The sequence below is a fragment of the Halomonas sp. A11-A genome (assembly GCF_003182195.1).
In the GTDB taxonomy this organism is placed as follows: Bacteria; Pseudomonadota; Gammaproteobacteria; order Pseudomonadales; family Halomonadaceae; genus Halomonas; species Halomonas alkalicola.
Genome location: NZ_QGTM01000001.1, coordinates 142,417 through 165,078, shown reverse-complemented (window position 1 = coordinate 165,078; position 22,662 = coordinate 142,417). Strand labels below are relative to the sequence as shown.

General features: G+C 67.3%; 19 protein-coding genes and 1 pseudogene. 18 read left to right on the top strand and 2 right to left on the bottom strand.

Features of this window, described 5'->3' with window-relative positions; all coding sequences use genetic code 11:
- Window positions 1–11: 11 nt before the first annotated feature.
- Window positions 12–1,982, bottom strand: coding sequence for an ATP-dependent DNA helicase RecQ (locus DER72_RS00775; protein ID WP_110068100.1), 1,971 nt, complete (start codon window positions 1,980–1,982; stop codon window positions 12–14).
- Window positions 1,983–2,061: 79 nt separating this feature from the next.
- A complete protein-coding gene (gene cfa / locus DER72_RS00770; RefSeq protein ID WP_110068099.1) occupies window positions 2,062–3,213 on the bottom strand; it encodes a cyclopropane fatty acyl phospholipid synthase in 1,152 nt (383 codons plus the stop codon).
- A 141-nt stretch (window positions 3,214–3,354) separates the two neighbouring features.
- On the opposite strand from cfa, the gene DER72_RS00765 reads away from it, so the two are divergent.
- The 18 genes and pseudogenes from DER72_RS00765 (at window position 3,355) to DER72_RS00680 (ending at window position 22,661) form a co-directional block, all read left to right on the top strand.
- Complete coding sequence (locus tag DER72_RS00765) at window positions 3,355–4,815, top strand: sodium-dependent transporter (RefSeq protein ID WP_110068098.1); 1,461 nt, start codon at window positions 3,355–3,357, stop codon at window positions 4,813–4,815.
- Window positions 4,816–4,977: 162 nt separating this feature from the next.
- Window positions 4,978–5,805, top strand: coding sequence for a uroporphyrinogen-III C-methyltransferase (cobA, locus tag DER72_RS00760; RefSeq protein ID WP_110068097.1), 828 nt, complete (start codon window positions 4,978–4,980; stop codon window positions 5,803–5,805).
- A 73-nt stretch (window positions 5,806–5,878) separates the two neighbouring features.
- The gene (locus DER72_RS00755; protein ID WP_110068096.1) at window positions 5,879–7,573 is read left to right on the top strand and encodes a sensor histidine kinase; all 1,695 of its coding nucleotides are present in this window, start codon (window positions 5,879–5,881) and stop codon (window positions 7,571–7,573) included.
- A 46-nt stretch (window positions 7,574–7,619) separates the two neighbouring features.
- Window positions 7,620–8,348, top strand: coding sequence for a response regulator (locus DER72_RS00750; RefSeq protein ID WP_110068095.1), 729 nt, complete (start codon window positions 7,620–7,622; stop codon window positions 8,346–8,348).
- Between the two features lie 154 nt (window positions 8,349–8,502).
- The gene (locus DER72_RS00745; RefSeq protein WP_110068094.1) at window positions 8,503–9,498 is read left to right on the top strand and encodes a tripartite tricarboxylate transporter substrate binding protein; all 996 of its coding nucleotides are present in this window, start codon (window positions 8,503–8,505) and stop codon (window positions 9,496–9,498) included.
- Window positions 9,499–9,589: 91 nt separating this feature from the next.
- The gene (locus DER72_RS00740; RefSeq protein WP_110068093.1) at window positions 9,590–10,072 is read left to right on the top strand and encodes a tripartite tricarboxylate transporter TctB family protein; all 483 of its coding nucleotides are present in this window, start codon (window positions 9,590–9,592) and stop codon (window positions 10,070–10,072) included.
- Window positions 10,073–10,121: 49 nt separating this feature from the next.
- Window positions 10,122–11,624 (top strand): tripartite tricarboxylate transporter permease, encoded by a 1,503-nt coding sequence (locus tag DER72_RS00735; RefSeq protein ID WP_110068092.1) that lies wholly within the window; start codon window positions 10,122–10,124, stop codon window positions 11,622–11,624.
- A 316-nt stretch (window positions 11,625–11,940) separates the two neighbouring features.
- Window positions 11,941–13,285 (top strand): annotated as a pseudogene (gene urtA, locus DER72_RS00730) (urea ABC transporter substrate-binding protein).
- Window positions 13,286–13,377: 92 nt separating this feature from the next.
- Complete coding sequence (gene urtB / locus DER72_RS00725) at window positions 13,378–14,973, top strand: urea ABC transporter permease subunit UrtB (protein WP_110068091.1); 1,596 nt, start codon at window positions 13,378–13,380, stop codon at window positions 14,971–14,973.
- A gap of 3 nt (window positions 14,974–14,976) precedes the next feature.
- Window positions 14,977–16,143, top strand: coding sequence for an urea ABC transporter permease subunit UrtC (gene urtC, locus DER72_RS00720; protein WP_110068090.1), 1,167 nt, complete (start codon window positions 14,977–14,979; stop codon window positions 16,141–16,143).
- Window positions 16,140–16,979, top strand: coding sequence for an urea ABC transporter ATP-binding protein UrtD (gene urtD / locus DER72_RS00715; protein ID WP_110068089.1), 840 nt, complete (start codon window positions 16,140–16,142; stop codon window positions 16,977–16,979). The genes urtC and urtD overlap by 4 nt, the downstream gene beginning before the upstream one ends.
- Entirely contained in the window at window positions 16,979–17,677 is a 699-nt protein-coding gene (gene urtE, locus DER72_RS00710; protein ID WP_110068088.1) for an urea ABC transporter ATP-binding subunit UrtE, read from the top strand. The genes urtD and urtE overlap by 1 nt, the downstream gene beginning before the upstream one ends.
- A 260-nt stretch (window positions 17,678–17,937) precedes the next feature.
- On the top strand, window positions 17,938–18,828 hold the full coding sequence (locus DER72_RS00705) for an urease accessory protein UreD (RefSeq protein WP_110068087.1): 891 nt from the start codon (window positions 17,938–17,940) through the stop codon (window positions 18,826–18,828).
- Between the two features lie 29 nt (window positions 18,829–18,857).
- The gene (locus DER72_RS00700; RefSeq protein WP_110068086.1) at window positions 18,858–19,160 is read left to right on the top strand and encodes an urease subunit gamma; all 303 of its coding nucleotides are present in this window, start codon (window positions 18,858–18,860) and stop codon (window positions 19,158–19,160) included.
- Between the two features lie 153 nt (window positions 19,161–19,313).
- A complete protein-coding gene (locus tag DER72_RS00695) occupies window positions 19,314–19,676 on the top strand; it encodes an urease subunit beta (protein WP_110068085.1) in 363 nt (120 codons plus the stop codon).
- Entirely contained in the window at window positions 19,673–21,376 is a 1,704-nt protein-coding gene (gene ureC, locus DER72_RS00690; protein WP_110068084.1) for an urease subunit alpha, read from the top strand. Before DER72_RS00695 ends, ureC begins: the two co-directional genes overlap by 4 nt.
- A gap of 66 nt (window positions 21,377–21,442) precedes the next feature.
- The gene (gene ureE, locus DER72_RS00685; RefSeq protein ID WP_110068083.1) at window positions 21,443–21,952 is read left to right on the top strand and encodes an urease accessory protein UreE; all 510 of its coding nucleotides are present in this window, start codon (window positions 21,443–21,445) and stop codon (window positions 21,950–21,952) included.
- The gene (locus DER72_RS00680; RefSeq protein ID WP_219983217.1) at window positions 21,942–22,661 is read left to right on the top strand and encodes an urease accessory protein UreF; all 720 of its coding nucleotides are present in this window, start codon (window positions 21,942–21,944) and stop codon (window positions 22,659–22,661) included. Before ureE ends, DER72_RS00680 begins: the two co-directional genes overlap by 11 nt.
- The last annotated feature ends 1 nt before the right edge of the window (window position 22,662 follow it).

Below are 22,662 nucleotides of genomic sequence, written 5' to 3'. Positions count from 1 at the left end.
AGCGCCGGGGGCTACTGGGCTGAATCGCTCGCGCCATGGGCGGCCAGCCAGGCGCGCACCTCGGCGTAGGGGGTGCCCTCCAGGGCGCCGAAACCCGCCAGCCGGCGTGCCTTGAGCCGGGTGAACAGCGGCGTGGTGATGCCGCACAGGAAGCGGGCCAGCAGGTCCGGGGTGGCGGGATGCCCCTCGCCCTGCTCGGCCAGGCGCGTCCGGAGGTCGCCGAGCAGCGCCTCGGGCCGCCGGTCTGCCAGGGAGGGCGGCTCGGGCCCCGGCGGCAGCCGGGCGGGCTGGCCGCGGCAGGCCGAGCAGTGGCCGCACCGCTCGGGGGTGCGGTCGTCGCCGAACCATTCGGCCAGGCGGCGGCTCAGGCAGCCCTCGCTCTCGAAGAGCGCGAGCATGGCGTGCAGCCTCTCGATCTCGGCGGCCTCCTTGTCGCGGAAGTAGCCGTGGAGCTCCTCGGTCAGCGCCTCCGGGTCGAGGTCGGCGCGGCTCACCTCGTAGACCTCGGTGAGCTGACGACTCTGCAGTTCCATCCAGCCCTTGTCGACGAAGTAGTCCAGGGCGGTGATTACCCGGCCGCGGCGGGTATCCAGGCCCCGCTCCCGGCCCAGGGCCTCCAGCGCGGCGAAATCCAGCTCGTGCCAGGTGCGTGCCTTGCGCGCGGCATCCAGGATCGCCTGGACGAAGGCCTGGCGTTCGCCCTGGAAGCGGGCCACCAGCGCCTCGGGTGCCTCGTTGAGCTTGAAGCGGTAGTCGGCGAAGTAGGCGTGGTGCGGGCGCAGGATGCCGCGCAGCTCCAGCTGCACCAGCAGGGTCTTGAGCGGCAGCGGGCGGATGTTGGCGTGCTGGGCGAGGGCGTTCAGGCTCAGCTCCCAGCGCGTCCCGGCGGCGAGCAGTTCGTCGACCACCCGGCGGATGCCGTGGCGTTCCGGGGTGTCGCCGTAGACGAAGGTCTCCAGCACGCCGAGGGTGTCGCGCCCGGCCAGCATCAGGCACTCGGAGGAGGCGCCGTCGCGGCCCGCGCGGCCGATCTCCTGGCTGTAGTTCTCGATGGACTTGGGCAGGTCGAAGTGCACCACCGCCCGGATGTCGGCCTTGTCGATGCCCATGCCGAAGGCGATGGTGGCGACGATGCAGTCACACCTGCCGGCCATGAAGTCGCGCTGGATCGCCTCGCGCCTGTCGGCCCCGAGCCCCGCATGGTAGGCGGTGGCGGGGATGCCGGCCTTGCCCAGGTAGGCGGCCAGGCGCTCGGCGGTCTGCTGCAGGGTGACGTAGACGATGGTGGGGAAGGGGGCCGCGCCGCGTCGCGCCTGGAGCCAGGCGGCCAGGGCGCGAGGGCGGGCGTCGGCGGCCACCGGGGCGACCGTCAGGTCGAGGTTCTTCCGGTAGAAGCCGGTGGCGGTGACATCGGCGGCCGCGATGGCGAAGCGTCCGCGCATGTCGTCGATCACCCGCGGGGTGGCGGTGGCGGTGAGCAGCAGCGCCTGGGGGATGCCGAACTCACGCTGGTAGTCGGGGAGCTTCAGGTAGTCGGGGCGGAAGTTATGGCCCCACTCGGAGATGCAGTGGGCCTCGTCCACCACCATCAGCGAGATCGGCACCCGGCGAATGAAGGCCCGGAAGCGCTCGTTCTTGAGGCGCTCCACCGAGATCATCAGGATGCGGATCTCGCCGCGTTCGACCCCGGCCATCACCGCGGCGGCCTCCTCCCGGCTCTGGGCGGAGTCGATGCTGGCGGCTCGGATGCCGTGGCGCTCGAGGAAGGCGAGCTGGTCCTGCATCAGCGCCAGCAGCGGCGAGATCACCAGGGTGAGGTGGGGCAGGTGCAGGGCGGGCAGCTGGTAGCAGAGCGACTTCCCCGAGCCGGTGGGGAAGATGGCCGCCGCCGAGCGGCCGGCCGTCACCGCTTCGATCACCGGGCGCTGGCCGGGGCGAAAGTCGGCGTAGCCGAAGACCTCTTGAAGGGTCTGCTGGATCATCGGGGGCTCCGGAGTCAGGACTGGCTGGCCGCCAGTGTAGCCGACCGAGCCTGTCGCTGCTCCACTGGAGGTCTCGCGCTCAGCGCGGCGCGTCATAGCGCTGCTCGCGGCCCCGAGAGAAGAGCACCTGCCAGAGCTGCAGGTGGCGAGCGCGAAAGGCCCCGGCACAGACCGACAGGTAGTAGCGGAACATGCGGCGGGTGCGTTCGTTGTAGCGGTCGGCAATCTCGCCCCAGCGGGCATCGAAGTTCCCGAGCCAGGCCATCAGGGTGCGGTCATAGTCGGGGCCAAAGTTCTGCCAGTCCTCCAGCAGCAAGTAGGGTTCGCTGGCCCGGGCGATATGCATCGCCGAGGGCAGCACGCCGTTGGGAAAGATGTAGCGGTTGATCCAGGGGTCGGCGGTGATCTCCGAGCTGTTGGAGCCGATGGTATGCAGCAGGAACAGCCCCTCGGCGTCCAGCAGCCGTTCGACCGTCCGGAAGTAGACGGGATAGTTGCGATGCCCCACGTGCTCGAACATGCCGATGGAGACGATGCGGTCGAAGCACCCCTCCAGGTCGCGATAGTCCATCAGCTCGATGGCGACCGGCAGCCCCGCGCAGCGCTGCCGCGCCAGCTCGGCCTGCTCCTTCGAGATGGTGATGCCGGTGACTTCGACGCCGTGGTGGCGAGCGGCATGCTCGGCGAAGCTCCCCCAGCCGCAGCCGATATCCAGCACGCGCATGCCGGGCTCGAGCTCGAGCTTGCGGCAGGCCAGCTCCAGCTTGGCGAGCTGGGCCCCATGCAGGGTATCGGCCTCCTTCCAGTAGCCGCAGGAGTAGCACAGGGTGGGGTCGAGCATACGCTGGAAGAGGTCGTTGCCCAGATCATAGTGGACCTCGCCGACCCGGTAGGCGCGAGCCCGGCTCTGCAGGTTGAAGAAGCCTGCCTGGAGACGGTACATCAGCCGCTCGGAGGGAGGGTGTACGCGCTCCCCCAGGCCGTGCTGCAGGAGCCGACAGGCCAGCTGGTCGAGCCTCTCGCACTCCCACCAGCCATCCATATAGGCCTCCCCCAGGCCCAGGGTGCCCTGGCGGAGCACGCGCTCGAAGAGGTCGGGGTGGTAGACCCTGAGGTCTCGGGGTGCCGGACCGTTGAGGGTGATGCCGGAGCCCTTCAGCAGGCGCTCGATAGCTCGCCTGGCGCGAGAGTCGGGAAGGGCGGTGAGGTGTGTGGGCGCGTTACTGTTCATGCTGTCCGTCCGGGCCGGGGAGCGCGTTAACACTCCTGAGCATAGCCAAACCTGCCAGACAGGGAAAAATCCGGCAGAATAGCGCATTTTGTCGCCGCCACCTCGGCGGGCGGCTCGGCTGATACTGCAATGGGCGCTGAAATGACGACCGATACCCAACCTCGTGCCCAGTGGCTAGGCCGCTGGGGCTTCGTGCTGGCGGCCACCGGTTCCGCGGTGGGGCTCGGCAATATCTGGAAATTTCCCTACATCACCGGCGAGTACGGCGGCGGCGCCTTCGTGCTGGTCTACCTGGCCTGCATCCTGGCAGTGGGCATTCCGGTGATGATGACCGAGATCGCCTTCGGGCGTCGCGGCCGCGGCAGCCCCATCGACGCCGTGCGGCGGGTCGTCAACGAGTCCGGCCGCACCTCCGCCTGGTCGCTGCTGGGCTGGATGGCGATGCTCTGCGGCTTCATGATCCTCTCCTTCTATGCGGTGGTGGCGGGCTGGTCCTTCGCCTACCTCTGGAAGATGCTGACCGGTGTCTTCGCCGGGGCCGGCGCCGACGACATGGTGGGCATCTTCGTCGCCAACAACGAGAACCCGCTGAACCTCGGCTTCTGGAGCACCCTGGTGGTGGTGGCCACCATGCTGATCGTCGGCAAGGGGGTGCAGGCCGGCATCGAGCGCAGCGTCAGCTGGATGATGCCCGGCATGGTGGTGATGCTGGCGATCCTGATCGGCTACGGCGTGTTCTCCGGGGGCTTCGGCGAGGCGTGGCGCTTCCTGTTCGCCTTCAACGCCGGCAGCCTGTCGAGCGAGGGGATGCTGGCGGCCCTGGGCCATGCCTTCTTCACCCTGTCGCTGGCCTCCGGTGCCATCCTCACCTACGGCAGCTACCTGCCGGCCCGGGCCTCCATCGCCCGCACCACCCTGACCGTGGCCGCCGCCGATACCCTGGTGGCGCTGATGGCCGGGCTGGCGATCTTCCCGATCATCTTCGCCAACGGCATGAGTCCGGCAGAAGGGCCGGGGCTGATCTTCATGAGCCTGCCGCTGGCCTTCCAGGCAATGCCGCTGGGCACCCTGTTCGGCATCCTCTTCTTCGTGATGCTCTCCATGGCGGCGCTCACCTCGTCGATCTCCATGGTGGAGGCCACCGTCTCCTGGCTGACCGACAACAAGGGGATCTCGCGCGGCGCCGCGGCCTGGGGCACCGGCATCGTGCTGTGGGTGGTGAGCACCCTGGCGATGCTCTCCTTCAACCTGGGCGCCGACTGGACCCTGGCCGGGCGCAACGTCTTCGACTGGCTCGACTACCTGACCGCGCGCTGGATGATGCCGCTGGGCGGGCTCGGCCTGGTGCTGCTGGCCGGCTTCGTGCTCAAGAGCGAGATCCTGCGCGACGAACTCGGGCTCTCGCCGCGGGCCCATGCGCTGTGGCTCTTCGCCGTGCGCTACCTGACCCCGCTGGGCATCCTGGTGATCTTCGCCGACGCCCTGGGCGTGGCCCGCATCGAGTTCGGCCTGCACTGGCCCTGGCTGCTGGCGACCCTGGTCGTGATCACCCTGATCGGTGAGCTCGCCTGTCCCAGGCTGCGTCGCACCCTCCAGGAGTGAGCCCCTCTCGCCACCCGCTCATCGCTCCCGCCTCGTCGGGGGCGATGCCGTTTCGGGCGGTGGAAAAGGTTATAAGCTCGGTGCGGAAGGAGAGTGGCAGGCGCGCGGCAAAATCATTACCTTTCGGAATATCAACAAATAGATTGTTCGAGGTAATGGAATATGCAGCAGCGCCCGTCTCCCCACGAGCCCCCAGGCACCGCCTTCGCGCCGGGCAGCGTCTGCCTGGTGGGGGCAGGCCCCGGCGATCCGGAGCTGCTGACGCTGAAGGCGCTGCGCCGCCTCCGGCAGGCCGAGGTGGTCCTGCACGATCGGCTGGTCGGGGCGGAGATCCTGGCTCTGGCCAACCCGGAGGCCGAGCGCCTCTACGTGGGCAAGGCGCGCTCGAATCACAGCGTTCCCCAGGAGGGCATCAACCAGGCGCTGGTGGAATGGGCGCGCCAGGGCAAGCGGGTGCTGCGGCTCAAGGGCGGGGACCCCTTTATCTTCGGGCGCGGCGGCGAGGAGCTCGAGACCCTGGCGGCGGCAGGCATCCCGGTGGAGGTCGTCCCCGGCATCACCGCCGCCTCGGGGTGTGCCGCCTATGCTGGCATCCCGCTGACCCACCGCGACCACGCCCAGTCGGTGCGCTTCATCACCGGCCACCTGAAGAACGGCAGCGCCGAGCTGGACTGGCCGGCCTTGACCAGCCCCGGCCAGACCCTGGTCTTCTACATGGGCCTGCATGGCCTGCCCGAGATCTGCCGGCAGCTGGTGGCCCATGGCCTCCCCGAGACCACCCCGGCGGCCCTGATCGAGCAGGGCACCACGGCGCGCCAGCGGGTGCATCGCGCCACCCTCGCCGACCTGCCGGCGCGGCTGGCTCAGGTGTCGCCCCGGCCGCCTACCCTGATCATCGTCGGTGGGGTGGTCGGGCTGCACGGCACTCTGGCCTGGTTCGATCCCGCCCATGCCGGGGCTGGTGGCTGGGAGACCGGCAACCGCGGCTGAGGCGGGGCGCTGCCGGCGACGGCGTAGTCGTCGCGTGCGACAATGAGGGCTCCATGATCGTCGGGAGCCCATCATGACGGCTCGTCCCAAGGATGCCCTCGCCGAGGTGAGGCGGCTGCGCCACCAGCGCCCGCGTCGCCACCGCCTGATGCGCAGCTTCCGCCTGCAGGTGATGCTGCTGGTGGGGGTGCTGCTCGCCGCCATGCTGCTGGCCCAGGGCGCCTACCTCAATCACCGCAAGGCGGAGATCATCAGCGACCAGATGGGCCAGCGTGCCCTGGCGGTGGCCCGGAGCGTGGCCACCATTCCCGAGCTGGTCGCGGCCTTCGACGACCCCGACCCCAGCGCCACCATCCAGCCCATCGCCGAGCGTATCCGCCGCGACACCGGGGCCCGCTATGTGGTGGTGGGCAACGCCGATGGCATCCGCTACTCCCACCCGCTGCCGGACCGCCTCGGCCTGCCCATGGTCGGCGGAGACAACGACCGGGCGCTGATCGGCGGCGAGTCCTATGTCTCCGAGGCGGAGGGCTCGCTCGGCGAGGCGATGCGCGGCAAGACCCCGGTGTTCGACGCCGAGGGCGACATCATCGGCATCGTCTCGGTGGGCTTCATGCTCGACCGGGTGGCCCTGGACGTGGTGCGACACACCAGCCTCGGCTGGTGGCTGGTGGCGGCCATGATCGCCCTGGGCTTTGCTGGCGCCTACGGGCTCTCCCACCATCTCAAGCGGGTGATCCTGGGCCTCGAACCCCACGAGATCGCCCGCCTCGCCATGGAGAAGGAGGCGATCCTGCAGTCGATCCACGAGGGCATTCTGGCGGTCAATCGGGATGGCCACATTACCCTGGTGAACCAGCAGGCGCGCCGCTTTCTGGAGCTGCCCGACGAGCATGTGCTGTTGGGGCAGCCCATCCGCGAGGTAGTGCCCAATTCCCGCCTGCTGGAAGTGCTTAGACACGGTGAGCAGGAGTTCGACCAGGAAATGTGGCTGGGGGATCACCCAGTGGTGGTCAACCGCGTGCCCATCATTCACGAGGGCGAGATCGAAGGTGCCGTGGCGACCTTCCGTAGCCGCCGAGAAATCATCGACCTCTCCCAGGCGCTGACCCAGGCCAGCCGCGACGTGGATATGCTGCGCGCCCAGGCCCACGAGTTCTCCAACAAGCTCTACACCATTTCCGGACTGCTGCAGTTGCAGCGCATCGAGGAAGCGCTGGCCCTGATTCATCAGGAAACCGAGCGTGCCCAGGCGCAGATGAACTTCCTGATGCGCCACGTGGCCGATGCGGTGCTGAGCGGCACCCTGCTGGGCAAGCTGACCCGCGCTCGAGAACTGGGCGTGGCGCTGGAAATCGACGAACAAAGCTCGCTCTCTTGCCCGCTGACGCCAACGGGGCAGGAGGTCATGATGAGCGTGGTGGGCAATTTGCTGGATAATGCCTGCCATGCGGCACTGAATGGCCCCCACGCCAGCGCACCCCGGGTGCGGCTGTTCTTCACCGATTTGGGCGAACAGCTGTTGGTCGAGGTCGAAGACAATGGGGCGGGGGTCCCTGCGGAGCACGCCGGGTCGATCTTCAAGGAGGGTTTTTCGACCAAGACCGGCAAGCACCGAGGCATCGGCCTGGCACTGGTGGAACGGCTGTGTCGTCAGCACGGTGGCGCGATCACCCTGGAAGAGAGCGAGCTGGGGGGCGCCTGTTTCATTGCCGTGCTGGACCGCTCGCTATGTGCCCGCAGCGATGAACCCGGCCCACCAGGCTAAACGGTTCACACTCTTAATGACGACGATGTTAACAAGAGGATGACGCATGTCTGCGACGCAATACGGCATTCTGGTCGTCGAAGACGATTTCCGCATCGCCGATATCCACCGCGCCTTCATCGAGCAAAGCGACGGTTTTTATGTGGTGGGTATGGCGCGCAACGGCAGCGAAGCCAAAGCGCTGATGGCCGAACACGCCTCGCAAATACAGCTGATTCTGCTGGATGCTTACCTGCCCGACGTGGAAGGGCTGGAGCTTTTGTGGTCGATTCGCCGCGACCATGTGCACGTGGATATCGTCATGGTGACGGCGGCCCGTGAGGTGGAGACCATCAGCGAGGCGTTGCGTGGCGGGGTGTTCGATTACCTGATCAAACCCATCGAAGCGGCAAGAATGAACCAGATGCTGGCGCGTTTTCGGCGCGAACGGGAGGCGCTGGCCAACCGCGCCGAGCTGAACCAGGACGAGCTGGACCATGTGCTGGCCCGGGTGACGCCCAGTGAGCCTGCACGCGCCCCTCAGCGCAGCTTGCCCAAGGGCATCGACCGCTTGACCCTGCGCCGTGTGGTAGAAGCCTTGGCAGCAGACAGCGGCGCCCTGACCGCCATGCAGGTGGCGCGTACCATGGGCGCCAGCCGTTCGACGGCACGCCGCTATCTGGAGTTTCTCGTGGCCGAGCAAGCCGTAGGCGCAGAGCTGGGTTACGGGGATGTCGGGCGACCCGAGCGGCGCTACCGCCTATTGAAGGGGGATCACGGCTGGCTCGATGTGTGAACAAAATGAACAAAACGTTCATAAAGAACAATTTGTCGTTTATGGTCACAAGCTTGTCCTGAAAGGTGGCTTTCTTCTAACGTTCGCAGTGTAATCACAATTGCCGCGTGTTTATCACCGCGCATAACAACATAATTGACTGTGGAGAACGCCCATGACCTCGCTTTCCTTCAAGCGCGCCGCTGTATTTGCTCTGCCTCTGGCAGCCCTTGCCATGACCACTGGCGTACAGGCCCAGGAGTGGACCCCGACACGCTCCATCGAATTCGTCGCACCTGCCAACCCAGGCGGTGGCTGGGATACGCTGGTGCGTACTGTTTCCCGCGTGTTGCAGGAAGAGCAGCTGGCAGACCGTAACTTTGCGACCATCAACGTGCCAGGCGGCGGCGGTGCCGTGGCATGGGCGCAAATCGCCCGTGACAGCGGTAACCCGCACAAGCTGTTCGCCACCAGCCCGCCCATCATTCTGGTGCCGCTGGCAGGCGCTTCGCGCTATGACCACACGCACTTCACGCCCGTGGCGCGTCTGATCACCGACTACTCCATCATTCTGGTGTCAGCGGATTCCGAATATCAGACCATCAATGATCTGTTCGACGCGCTGAAAGAGAACCCGCGCCTGAGCGTGGGTGGCGGCAGTGCGCCGGGCTCGATGGACCATATTTCGGTGGCTGGCCTGGCATCTGCGATGGGTCTCGATGCCTCTACAGTGAACTATATTCCCTTCTCGGGTGGTGGCGATGCCATGACCAACCTGATGGGGGGGCATATCGAGGCAGTCATTACCGGCGCGGGTGAGTCCGTAGGCCAGCTCGGCGAAGGCAGCCAACTGCGTGCACTGGGCGTATCTGCCCCTGAGCGCCTGGGCGGCGCCCTGGCCGACGTGCCCACGTACCAGGAGCAGGGTGTGGACTACACCTTCGATATCTGGCGCGGCGTGATGGGTACCCCCGACATGCCCGCTGAGGCGGTGGCCTACTATGAGGATCTGTTCGCTCGGATGCTCGAGACCGATGGCTGGCAGCAGGCGCGTGACCAGTTGGGCTGGATCGATGCCTACCAGGACAGTGAAGCGTTTGGCGCGTTCCTGGATGAGCAGAAAGAGCAGTTCAGCAGCGTCCTGAGCGACCTGGGCTTGCTGGCTCAATAACCCCCGCTTCACCGTGCTACCCCGGGCCAGCCAGGCCCGGGGTCACTGCCTGTGACCGTAAGCGCAACCTGCGCCTTCGGAGAGACTCCCCATGACTCGATTGAACACTAACCAGTGGCTGTCCCTCGTGCTGGCGCTTCTCGCCGCCGCCTATCTAGCAATGGCCTGGCAAATTCCAACCTTTCCTCTGCCGCGCCCGGTGGATTCAGACCTGTTTCCAAAAGTGCTGGGAATGACCTTGTTATTGCTAGCAGGGCTGCTCTTCTTTGAAAAACCGGTACCGCTGGCAGGCGCTGACGAGATCGACGAAGAGGCCACCAATGGTCCGCTGCTGTTCACGCCTTGGGCGCGGGTCGTGATCACCGCCGTGGCCATCGCCGCCTATGCCTTCCTGCTGGTGCCGTTGGGCTTCGTGTTGGCATCGACGCTGCTGTGCACGGGGTTAACGGCCTATTACGGCTACCGTCGTCATGGCATCAACCTGGCGGCTTCCCTGGGGGTGGTCCTGGCGCTGTATCTCACCATGACGCGCGTCATGGATGTGTACCTGCCCACTGGCCTCTTGCCGTTCTGAATACGCCGTGCCCACACACCTGTCGTAGTTTTTTAAGAAAGATACGCCTATGGATGCCTTGAACAACTTGATGTACGGCTTTGGCATCGCGCTCGAGCCCATCAATATCGCTTACGTTTTTGCCGGTGTGTTTGCCGGTACCATCATCGGTATGTTGCCGGGCCTTGGCCCGATCAGTGCCCTGGCGCTGATGATCCCGATCACCTTCTCAATGGAGCCTGCATCAGGCCTGATCCTGATGGCCGGCGTCTATTACGGGGCCATTTTCGGTGGCTCGACCTCTTCCATCTTGCTCAACGCACCGGGGGTGGCAGGCACGGTCGCGACCTCTTTCGATGGCTACCCCATGGCCAAGCAGGGGTTGGCGGGCAAGGCGCTGGCCATTGCCGCCTACGCGTCGTTCATCGGCGGCACGATATCGGTCGTCTTCTTGATGCTGGTGGCGCCGCTGCTTTCCAAGGTGGCGGTCAGCTTCGGGCCGCCCGAATATTTCGCGCTCATGGTGCTGGGCCTGACGGCGGTCGTCTCGCTGTCGGACAAATCGCTGGTGAAGGGCCTGATTGCGGCGGTGATCGGCATCATGATCTCGATCGTCGGTATCGACATGCAAACCGGCACCGAGCGCTACACCTTTGGCTCGGCCCACCTGCTCGACGGCATCGACTTCCTGGTCGTGGCGCTGGGAATCTTCGCCCTGGCGGAAGTGTTCTACATGCTGCTGCGTGGGGGCGGTGGCAAGGAAGCTCCGCGCAATGCCATCGGCTCGCTCAAGCTGAGCGGTAGTGAAGTGAAGCAAATTGCAGGCCCCATCAGTCGTAGCTCGGTACTGGGCTTCTTTACCGGCGTACTGCCGGGGGCCGGTGCCACCATTGGTTCTTTCCTGGGCTACAGCATGGAAAAACGCCTGGCCAAGGATGGTGACACCTTTGGCAAGGGCAACATCAAGGGCGTGGCAGCTCCCGAGGCGGCCAACAACGCCGCCTGTACTGGCTCGTTCGTACCACTGCTGACCCTGGGTGTGCCTGGCTCGGGCACCACGGCGGTGCTGCTGGGGGCGCTGCTGGTCATGGGTGTGACGCCTGGCCCCATGATGCTGGAGCAGCGCCCGGATGTGTTCTGGGGGGTCATTGCCAGTATGTACATCGGTAATATTTTCCTGCTGCTACTCAACCTGCCGCTGATTCCGCTGATCGCCAAGATTCTCGATATGCCGCGACCGCTGCTGCTCTCGATGATCCTGATCTTCTGCATGGTCGGCGTCTACGGCATGAGCTTCAGCATCATCGACCTGCTGTTCCTGCTCGGTTTCGGCCTGGTGGGGCTGGGCATGCGGCTGTTCGGCTTCCCGGCGGCACCGCTGATCCTGGCGCTGATCCTGGGGGCCATCATGGAGGAGTCCATGCGTCGTGCCCTGCAGATCTCCGGCGGCGACTGGATGGTCTTCATCGACAAGCCGATCTCCATGTGGCTGCTGATCATCGCGGCACTCTCGCTGCTGCTGCCGGTGGTCAAGCCGATGATGCACAAGCTGCGGACCCGCCGGGGCGCCTGATCCCTGCCGCGCAGTGCCCGACGGGGGCGCCGGCTATGCCGGCGCCCCCGCGTCGTTGTACCCGGGCTCTCGGCGCGCGGCACGTCCGCCGCGCACTGACCTGGCGCAAGGAGGCGGGCACGACGCACCGAACGGTGCATGGCGGCGCCCTCGGTTGCACCGAGGTGGTGCGTCAAGCACGCTGCTGCGCCGCATCAATTGCTGACAACTGATTGTCTTATAACGTCTTTATCGTGAATGGCCCGCTGTGGCGCACCCCTTGCAATGTCTCCTTGTCCCACAACAACGACCCCCTTCGGGGAGCAAGGAGATTCTCGTGACCCCTTCCCATCGCAAGTCGCTGCCGCTTCGTCCCCTGACCGCCGCGCTGCTGACCGCCTCCCTGCTGGGGGCCGGCGGCCAGGCCCTGGCCGACGACGACCCCATCAAGGTGGGCATCCTGCATTCGCTCTCCGGCACCATGGCGATCAGCGAGACGGTGCTCAAGGACACCGTGGAGATGCTGATCGCCAAGCAGAACGAGCAGGGGGGGGCTGCTCGGCCGCCAGCTCGAGGCGGTGGTGGTGGACCCGGCCTCCAACTGGCCGCTGTTCGCCGAGCGCGCCCGGGAGCTGCTCGCCCAGCATGAGGTGGACGTGGTCTTCGGCAACTGGACCTCGGTGTCGCGCAAGGCGGTGCTGCCGGTGTTCGAGGAGCTCAACGGCCTGCTCTTCTATCCGGTGCAGTACGAGGGGGAGGAGTCCTCCGAGAACGTCTTCTACACCGGCGCCGCGCCCAACCAGCAGGCCATCCCCGCGGTGGAGTACTTGATCAACGAGATGGGCATCGAGCGCTTCGCGCTGCTCGGCACCGACTACGTCTATCCGCGCACCACCAACCGCATCCTCGAAGCCTTCCTCAAGGAGGAGCACGGCATCGCCGACGAGGACATCATGGTCAACTACACCCCCTTCGGGCACAGCGACTGGCAGAACATCGTCGCCGAGGTGCGCCGTTTCGGCAGCGAGGGCAAGCCCACCGCGGTGGTCTCCACCATCAACGGCGATGCTAACGTGCCCTTCTACCGGGAGCTGGGCAACCAGGGGGTGGACGCTGGCGACATTCCGGTCATCGCCTTCTCGGTGGGAGAGCAGGAGCTCACCGGCATCGACACTGCCCCCCTGGTGGGCCACCTGGCCGCCTGGAACTACTTCATGAGCGTCGACACCGACGCCAACTACGACTTCATCGACGCCTGGATCGAGTGGACCGGCGACGAGGAGGCGGTCACCAACGACCCCATGGAAGCCCACTACATCGGCTTCAACATGTGGGCCGAGGCGGTGCGCAAGGCCGGCACCACCGACCCCGACGCCATCAAGGACGCCATCATCGGCGTGGTGGTGCCGAACCTCTCCGGCAGCTTTGCTGCGATGATGCCCAACCACCACATCACCAAGCCGGTGCTGATCGGCGAGGTCCAGGACAACGGCCAGTTCGACATCGTCTGGCAGACCCCCTCCACCGTGGTCGGCGACGCCTGGTCCGACTTCCTGCCCGGCTCCCGTGACCTGATGGCCGACTGGCAGGCGCCCATGCGCTGCGGCAACTTCAACGTGGCCACCGGCCGCTGCGGCGGCAGCACCGCCGCCGAGGAAGCCGAGGCCGCCCTCGCCGAGTAACGCCCCTGTCCGCCCCTGCCCCCGCCGCTCCATGGCGGGGGCGCACGCCCGCTTTACCCCCTTAGTGACTCCCTAATCCAAAGGATGAACCCATGAGGCGTCTCCTTTTTCTCTGGCTGCTGGTGCTGCTGGCCGTGCCGCTGGGCGCCCAGGCCCAGCCCGCGGCCGACGATTCCGCCGCCATCGAGCTGCTCGACGCCCTCGACGTCGACAGCTTCCCCGCCAAGAGCCGCGCCATCGACGCCATCGTGGCCAGCGACGATCCCCGGGCCCGGGACTGGCTCCAGGCCCTGCTCGACGGCCGCCTGCAGCGCGCCGACGACGGCCGCTTCGTGGTGGTGCTGGACAACCGCGGCCGCGACTGGCCGGTGGAGGATGCCCTCACCGGCGAGGCGCTGGGCGAGATGTCCCGGCGCGATCTCGACCGCATCGGCATCAACAACGCCCTGCGCAACCAGCTGCGCAGCGCCATCGCCGTGGTGGATCTCTACTCGGCGGACCTCACACTGCGTCGCGCCTCCGCTGAGCGGCTGCTCGGCGAGGTGGACGTCGACCTGGCCGGCCCCCTTGCCGAGGTGATCGAGGGCGAGGAGGATGCCCGGGTGCGCCGCCGCCTGACCCAGGCGCTCGCCATCCATCGCCTGGAGCAGGGCGAGGTGGCCGCCGTGGCCGACCTCGAGGGCAGCCTGCACTCCCGGGTGCGCGTCGCCCTCAACGGCGCTGCCAATGGAGACGACCCGGTGCTGGCCGACGCCGCCCGCAGCGCCCTGAGCGGCATCGAGCAGATGCTCAAGGTCAACCGCGCCGCCGAGACCCTCTACTTCGGACTCTCCCTGGGCTCGGTGCTGGTGCTGGCGGCCATCGGCCTGGCCATCACCTTCGGGGTGATGGGGGTGATCAACATGGCCCACGGCGAGCTGATCATGCTCGGCGCCTACACCACCTGGATGATGCAGCAGCTGCTGCCCGGCCAGCCTGGGCTGGCGCTGGTGCTGTCGATTCCCGCCGGCTTCCTGGTGGCGGCGCTGGCCGGCATCGCCATCGAGCGCGGGGTGATCCAGTTCCTCAAGGGGCGGCCCCTGGAGACCCTTCTGGCCACCTTCGGCATCAGCCTGATCCTGCAGCAGCTGGTGCGTACCCTGATCTCGCCCCAGAACCGCACCGTGGTCTCCCCGGAGTGGATGAGCGGCTCCATCGCCATCAACGACGCCCTCTCGTTGACCCTGAACCGCATGGTGGTGATCGCCTTCGCTCTGGCGGTGTTCGCCGCCCTGGTGCTGATCATGCGCCGCACCCGGCTCGGGCTCGAGGTGCGGGCGGTGACCCAGAACCGCGCCATGGCGCGCTCCATGGGCATCCGCGCCACCCGGGTCGATATCCTCACCTTCGCCCTGGGCTCCGGGGTGGCGGGACTCGCCGGGGTGGCGCTCTCCCAGCTCACCAACGTGGGGCCCAACCTGGGCCAGAGCTACATCATCGACTCCTTCATGGTGGTGGTCTTCGGCGGCGTCGGGAACCTCTGGGGCACCCTGGTGGCGGGCCTGTCGCTGGGCGTGATCAACCAGGTGCTGGAGCCCTGGGCGGGCGCCGTGCTGGCCAAGATCATCGTGCTCGTCTTCATCATCCTGTTCATTCAGAAGCGCCCCCGCGGACTCTTCCCGCAGAAGGGCCGGGCGGCGGAGGGCTAACCGATGCATTCCACACACTTCTGGCTGACGCGCCCCTTCGCCGAGCGCTCGACGCAGCTCTTCCTCGGCGTGCTGCTGGCGGCCATGACCCTGGTGACGCTGCTGCACCTGGCCGTGCCCCAGGGCCATCCGCTTTACGTCAACGCCTATACCGTCAACCTCTTCGGCAAGTACCTGAGCTATGCGCTGCTCGCCGTCGCCGTGGACCTGGTGTGGGGCTATCTGGGCATTCTGAGCCTCGGCCACGGCGCCTTCTTCGCGCTGGGCGGCTACGCCATGGGCATGTACCTGATGCGCCAGATCGGCGACCGTGGGGTGTATGGCGATCCCGTGCTGCCTGACTTCATGGTGTTTCTGAGCTGGGAGAACCTGCCCTGGTACTGGCTCGGCTTCGACATGGCCTGGTTCGCCTTCCTGATGGTGCTGCTGGTGCCCGGCGCCCTGGCGCTGGTGTTCGGCTTTCTCGCCTTCCGCTCCCGGGTCACCGGGGTCTATCTCTCCATCATCACCCAGGCGCTCACCTTCGCCCTGATGCTGGCCTTCTTCCGTAACGAGATGGGCTTCGGCGGCAGCGACGGCCTGACCGACTTCCGCGAGATCCTGGGCTTCAACCTGCGCAGCAACGAGACGCGCCTCGGGCTCTTCCTGGCCAGCGGCGTGGCCCTCGCCCTGGGCTACATCCTGTGCCGGGCCATCGTGGGGAGCAAGCTCGGCCGGGTCTGCGTGGCCACCCGTGACGCCGAGGCGCGCACGCGCTTTCTCGGCTACCGGGTGGAGCGCTTCCAGCTCTTCGTCTTCGTGGTCTCGGCGATGCTGGCGGGGATTGCCGGCGCCCTCTACGTGCCCCAGGTGGGGATCATCAACCCCAGCGAGTTCTCGCCGCTCTTCTCCATCGAGATCGTGCTGTGGGTGGCGCTCGGCGGCCGGGCGACCCTCTACGGGGCGGTGATCGGCGCGATACTGGTCAACTACGCCAAGACGGTCTTCACCGGCGCCATGCCCGACGCCTGGCTCTTTGCTCTCGGCGGGCTCTTCGTGCTGGTCACGGTCTTCCTGCCCAGGGGCGTGGCGGGGCTGCTTGCCTATCGCCTGAAGCGTCGCCGACGGGGCGGTGAACACGGCGCGTCCGGCAATCAAGACGGCGCCACCGGCTCGGAGGTGACCCCATGAGTTTCCTGAGCTCCCTGGCCGACCGCGATCGCGTCTTCGATTTCCTGGTGCCCGCCGCCTCGCCGGTGGACGTGCGCCACGGCCCGATCCTCTACCTGGAAGATGTCACGGTGAGCTTCGACGGCTTCAAGGCCATCGACAACCTCAACCTGACCATCGACGACGGCGAGTTGCGCTGCATCATCGGCCCTAACGGCGCCGGCAAGACCACCATGATGGACATCATCACCGGCAAGACCCGCCCCGACACCGGTTCGGTGTGGTTCGGCAGCCGCCACGACCTGCTGACGATGAACGAGCCGGAGATCGCCAGTCTCGGCATCGGCCGCAAGTTCCAGAAGCCCACGGTCTTCGAGGCGCTCAGCGTGTTCGAGAACCTGGAGCTTGCCATGGCCGCCGACAAGCGCATCCTGCCGACCCTGACCGCCCGCATGAGCGGCGAGGTGCGCGACCGCATCGAGGAGGGCCTGGCCACCATCGGCCTCACCGCGCTGCGCGACCGCCCGGCGGGCATCCTCTCCCACGGCCAGAAGCAGTGGCTGGAGATCGGCATGCTGCTGATGCAGCGGCCGCGCCTGCTGCTGGTGGACGAGCCGGTGGCCGGCATGACCGAGCAGGAGATGGAACGCACCGCGGAGCTGCTGACCGGGCTTGCCGGCAAGCAGTCGGTGGTGGTGGTGGAGCACGATATGGGCTTCGTGCGCTCCATCGCTCGCCAGGTGACGGTGCTCCACCAGGGCAGCGTGCTGGCCGAGGGGACCATGGACCAGGTGGCCAGCGACCCCAGGGTGATCGAGGTCTACCTGGGGGCCGAGGTCGACGAGGAGATGGCGTGATGCTGAAAATCGACAAGCTCAACCAGTACTACGGCGAGAGCCACACCCTCTGGGATCTCGACCTCGCGGTGCCGGCGGGGGAGTGCACCTGCGTGATGGGCCGCAACGGGGTGGGCAAGACCACCCTGATGAAGGCGATCATGGGCGAGGTGAGGGTGGCCTCCGGTAGCCTTTGCTACGCCGACGACGTGGAGCTGACCAAGCGGCGCGTCGAGGAGCGCTCGCGTCTCGGCATCGGCTATGTGCCCCAGGGCCGCCAGATCTTCCCGCTGCTCACCGTGGAGGAGAACCTGCGCACAGGGCTCGCCGCCCGGAGCGACGGCCGCAGGACGATTCCCGAGCGCATCTACGAGCTCTTCCCGGTGCTTCAAGAGATGAAGCACCGACGCGGCGGCGATCTCTCCGGCGGCCAGCAGCAGCAGCTGGCCATCGGACGGGCGCTGGTGCTCGAGCCGCGGCTGCTGATCCTCGACGAGCCGGGGGAGGGCATCCAGCCCAATATCGTCACCCTGATCGGCGAGGTGATCCGCAGGCTGATCGCGGAAGACGGCCTCACCGTGCTGCTGGTGGAGCAGAAGCTGCCCTTCGCCCGCAAGTACGCCGACCGCTTCGTGATCATGGACCGCGGCCGGCCGGTGGCCAAGGGGGCCATCGGCGAGCTCTCGAATGCGCTGATCAGGGAGCACCTGACGGTCTAGGCGCAACGCGCCAAGCATCGAGGCGCCTCCTGTGGTTCATGGGGGGCGTCCTGCACCTTTCTGGCCAGCCCGCCCGTGCGCCTGCACCCGAAAGGTGCGCGGCGGCCTCCCTCGATGCACCGCGAGAGGGCGTGTATGCCGTCGGTCGGGTCCCGGCATTCATTTCAACGTTATGAATGATAAGGGAAATATATCCCTCTCTCCATTTTGGTACGCCCCTTGCTGAAGGCTGGTCAGAGACACCACCGCACGAGCCGCCCATGACTGCCTTCGAGCCTACCCTTGCCCCCCCGCCGCCGGCATCCGGCCACCGCTTCGATGCCCAGCGGCGCTGGGAGGCGACGCTGGCGCTGCGTTTCGCCGCGCGGGACGGGGCGACGCGGCTGTCCCGGGCGCGCCATTGCGGGCCGCTGCGGGTGCAGCGCCCCTTCTATCCGGAGGGGCCTGCGGGCGTCTGCCACCTCTACCTGCTGCACCCCCCGGGGGGGCTGGTCAGCGGCGATGCCTTGACCATTTCGGCGCGGGTCGAGGCGGGTGCCCAGGCGCTGCTCACTACGCCGGCGGCCAACAAGCTCTATCGTACCGACAGCCACGGGGTGGCCTGGCGCCAGGCCACCCACCTCGCGGTCGACGATGGCGGCAGCCTGGAGTGGCTGCCCCAGGAAACCATCGCCTTCGACGGCTCCCGGGGGGAGCAGAGCACCCGGATCGACCTTTCCGGCACCGCCCGTTGCCTGGGATGGGAGGTGCTGGCCCTGGGGCGCCCGGCAAGCGCGCTGCCCTATCGCTCGGGGCGCCTCGAACAGCGCTTTCGCCTCACCCGCGACGGCAGGCCCCTGTGGCTGGAGCGCCAGCCGCTGGACCCTACCCACCCGCGCTTCACGGGGCGTTGGGGACAGGGGGGCGCCAGTGTCCAGGCGACCCTCTGGGTGGTGGGCCTCGACGACGAACCCGAGGCCATCGAGGCGCTGCGCGAGGCCTTGCCGGCCGGCCCATGCTGGGCGGTGACGCTGCGCCACGGGGTGCTGCTGCTGCGCTACCTGGGCCAGGAGCGCAACGCGGCCTGGGCGCTGTGCGAGGCCGCCTGGCGAGTGCTGCGCCCGCGGCTGCTGGGCCTCGAGGCCCAGATCCCGCGCATCTGGCTGACTTGATTCCCTACCTTCACCGACGAGACGACGCCATGGAACTGACTCCCCGCGACAAGGACAAGCTGATGCTCTTTCTGGCCGCTCAGCTGGCCGAGCGCCGCCGCGCCCGCGGCCTGAAGCTCAACTACCCCGAGGCGGTGGCGCTGATCAGCTTCGAGATCATGGAGGGCGCCCGCGATGGCCGCAGCGTGGCCGACCTGATGAGCGCCGGCCGCGAGATTCTCGGCCGCGATGACGTCATGGAGGGGGTGGCCGAGATGGTCCACGAGGTGCAGGTGGAGGCTACCTTCCCGGACGGCACCAAGTTGGTCACCGTCCACACCCCAATCGTCTAAAACCGGCTGCACTCGGCCATGCTGTGTTGGCTTCGCGACAAAAATTGCTCATTTACTAAAGTAAACTCCGCTTTTTTGCCGCTCGCCGCCTTGCCTGGCCTTCGTTCGCTCAGTTTTAGCTGTGCAGCAGCCATTAACGAAAGGTAAGGCCTTATGATTCCTGGCGAATATCAGCTGAAGGACGGCGAGATTGCGCTCTGCGAGGGGCGCGAGCGGATCACCGTCGAGGTGGCCAACACCGGCGACCGGCCGATCCAGATCGGCTCCCACTACCACTTCGCCGAGGCCAACCCGGCGCTGGTCTTCGACCGCGACAAGACCCGCGGCCATCGCCTTGACGTGGCCGCCGGCACCGCGATCCGCTTCGAGCCGGGCCAGACCCGGGAGGTGACCCTGATGCCCTTTGCCGGTACGCGCCATATCTACGGCTTCCGCGGCGACGTCATGGGCGCGCTCTCTAACGCGCCCGAAACCGCGCGAAAGGCGCAGAAACCAGACCAAGGAGGCCAGTCATGAAGATCTCGAGACAGGCCTACGCCGATATGTACGGCCCCACGGTGGGCGACCGGGTGCGCCTGGGCGACACCGAGCTGTGGATCGAGGTGGAGCGCGACGCCACCCACTACGGCGAGGAGGTGAAGTTCGGCGGCGGCAAGGTGATCCGCGACGGCATGGGCCAGAGCCAGCGTGCCAATGCCACGGTGATGGACACCGTGATCACCAACGCGCTGATTCTCGACTGGTGGGGCATCGTCAAGGCGGACGTCGGGATCCAGGCCGGGCGGATCAGTGCCATCGGCAAGGCGGGCAATCCCGATACCCAGCCGGGCGTGGAGATCGTGATCGGCCCCGGCACCGAGGTGATCGCCGGCGAAGGCATGATCCTCACCGCCGGCGGCATCGACGCCCATATCCACTTCATCTGCCCCCAGCAGGTGGAGGAGGCGCTGGCCAGCGGCATCACCACCATGCTGGGCGGGGGCACCGGGCCCGCCACCGGCTCCAAGGCCACCACCTGCACCCCGGGGGAATGGCATATCGGCCGCATGCTCCAGGCGGTGGATGGACTGCCCATGAACGTCGGCCTGTTGGGCAAGGGCAATGCCAGCCTGCCGGAGGGGCTGGCGGCGCAGCTCGAGGCCGGGGCCATGGGCCTCAAGCTCCACGAGGACTGGGGTACCACCCCGGCCTCCATCGACAACTGCCTCTCGGTGGCCGAGCGCTACGACGTCCAGATCGCCATCCACACCGACACCCTCAACGAGTCGGGCTTCGTTGAGGACACCCTGGCGGCGTTCAAGGAGCGCGGCATCCACACCTACCACACCGAGGGGGCCGGGGGCGGCCACGCGCCGGACATCCTCACCGCCTGCGCCAAGCCCTACGTGCTGCCGTCCTCCACCAACCCGACCCGGCCCTACACGGTCAATACCGTCGACGAGCATCTCGACATGCTGATGGTGTGCCACCACCTGGACCCCAACATCCCCGAGGACGTGGCCTTCGCCGATTCGCGCATCCGCCGCGAGACCATAGCCGCCGAGGATATCCTCCAGGATCTCGGCGTGATCTCGATGATCGCCTCCGACTCCCAGGCCATGGGCCGGGTGGGGGAGGTGGTGTGCCGCACCTGGCAGACCGCCCACAAGATGAAGGTGCAGCGGGGCCTCTTGCCCGAGGACGAGGCGCTCGGCGCCGACAACTTCCGCGCCCGGCGCTACATCGCCAAGTACACCATCAACCCGGCGATCACCCACGGCATCGGCCACGAGGTGGGCTCGGTGGAGGTGGGCAAGCTGGCCGACCTGGTGCTCTGGAGCCCGGCCTTCTTCGGCGTCAAGCCGGCGCTGATCCTCAAGGGGGGGATGATCGCCATGGCGCCCATGGGCGACCCCAACGCCTCGATCCCCACCCCCCAGCCGGTCCACTACCGGCCGATGTTCGGTGCCCTGGGGCGGGCGGCAAGCGAGACCCGGGTCAGCTTCGTCAGCCAGGCGGCCCTGGACGCGGGGATCCAGGAGCGGCTGGGCCTCGCCAGCCGGCTGGTGGCGTGCCGTAACGTGCGCGGCGTCAGGAAAGGGGATATGAAACTCAACGACGCCTGCCCGGAGCTGACGGTAGACCCCCAGACCTACGAGGTGCGCTGCGACGGCGAGCTCTTGACCTGCGAGCCGGCCACTGAGCTGCCGCTGGCTCAGCGCTATCACCTGTTCTGAGCACCTAGGTAGACACCAAGGTGAGCGGCGCTGGATGAGCTGCGATAGACACCAGAGACGATGCCAATGCTGAAACTGATTGAACGGCTGGGCCCCATCGCGGCGGACCACGCCAGCGATACCCTGACGCTGCCCTATGAGCGGCGCGTGCTGGGCCGCCTGAGGGCAACAAGCGACACCGGCCGCGAGCTCGGCCTCTTCCTCGACCGTGGGCCGGTGCTGCACGACGGTGAGGGGCTGCGCGCCGAGAGTGGCGAGATCGTGCGGGTGAGGGCGGCCGACGAGCCGGTGGTCACCGCCCGCATCGCCCCCGGCCTGCCCCTGGCGCGACTCGCCTACCATCTGGGCAACCGCCATGTGCAGCTGGCCCTGGGCGAGGACGAGAAGGGGGGATACGTGCGCTTTTCGCCGGATCATGTGCTGGAGGAACTGGCCGAGCTGCTCGGCGCCACCCTGGAGCGCCATGTCGCCCCCTTCGATCCGGAGCCTGGGGCCTATAACCAGCTCGGCCATTCACATGCACATGACCATGAGCACAGCCATCACCACGCCCATGGCCATCATCATGCTCACTGAGCCGTCTCTGCCGGCCATGGTGCAGGGCGATGACCTGGCGCTGCTGGGCCTGTTGCAACTGGTCAGCCCTGCGCTGCCGATCGGCGCCTTCGCCTTCTCACAGGGGCTCGAGAGCGCCTTCGAGCTAGGCTGGGTGAGCGACGAGGCGAGCCTAGGCGACTGGCTCGAAGGGGTGCTCGAGGATGGCCTGACCCGCTGCGACCTGCCGGCGCTTTCGCGCCTGCATGCCGCCTGGTCGGAAGGCGACGGCGAGGCGGTGGCCGAGTGGGACCAGTGGCTTGCCGCCAACCGCGAGACCGCGGAGCTCGCCGCCGAGGATGCGCGGCTCGGGGCCTCGCTCAAGCGGCTGCTGGGCAGTCTGGCGCTGCTGCCCCCTGATGTTTCACGTCATGGGCCCGAGCTCCCGGAAGGAGCGGGCTATGTGACGCTGTTTGCCTGGGCGGCCCGGGTGCGCGGCATACCGGTGCGCCAGGCGTTGCTCGGCTTCGCCTGGGCCTGGCTGGAGAACCAGCTGGCGGTGGCCTGCAAGGCGCTGCCCCTGGGCCACACCGCTGCCCAGCGAATCGTGGAACGGCTGCGTCCGGCCCTGGTCGCCGCGGTGGACGAAGCCCTGGCGCTGCCCGATGACGCTCTCGGCCCGGCGCTGCCCGGCCTCGCCCTGGCCAGCGCCCAGCACGAGACCCAGTATTCGCGACTGTTTAGAAGCTGAT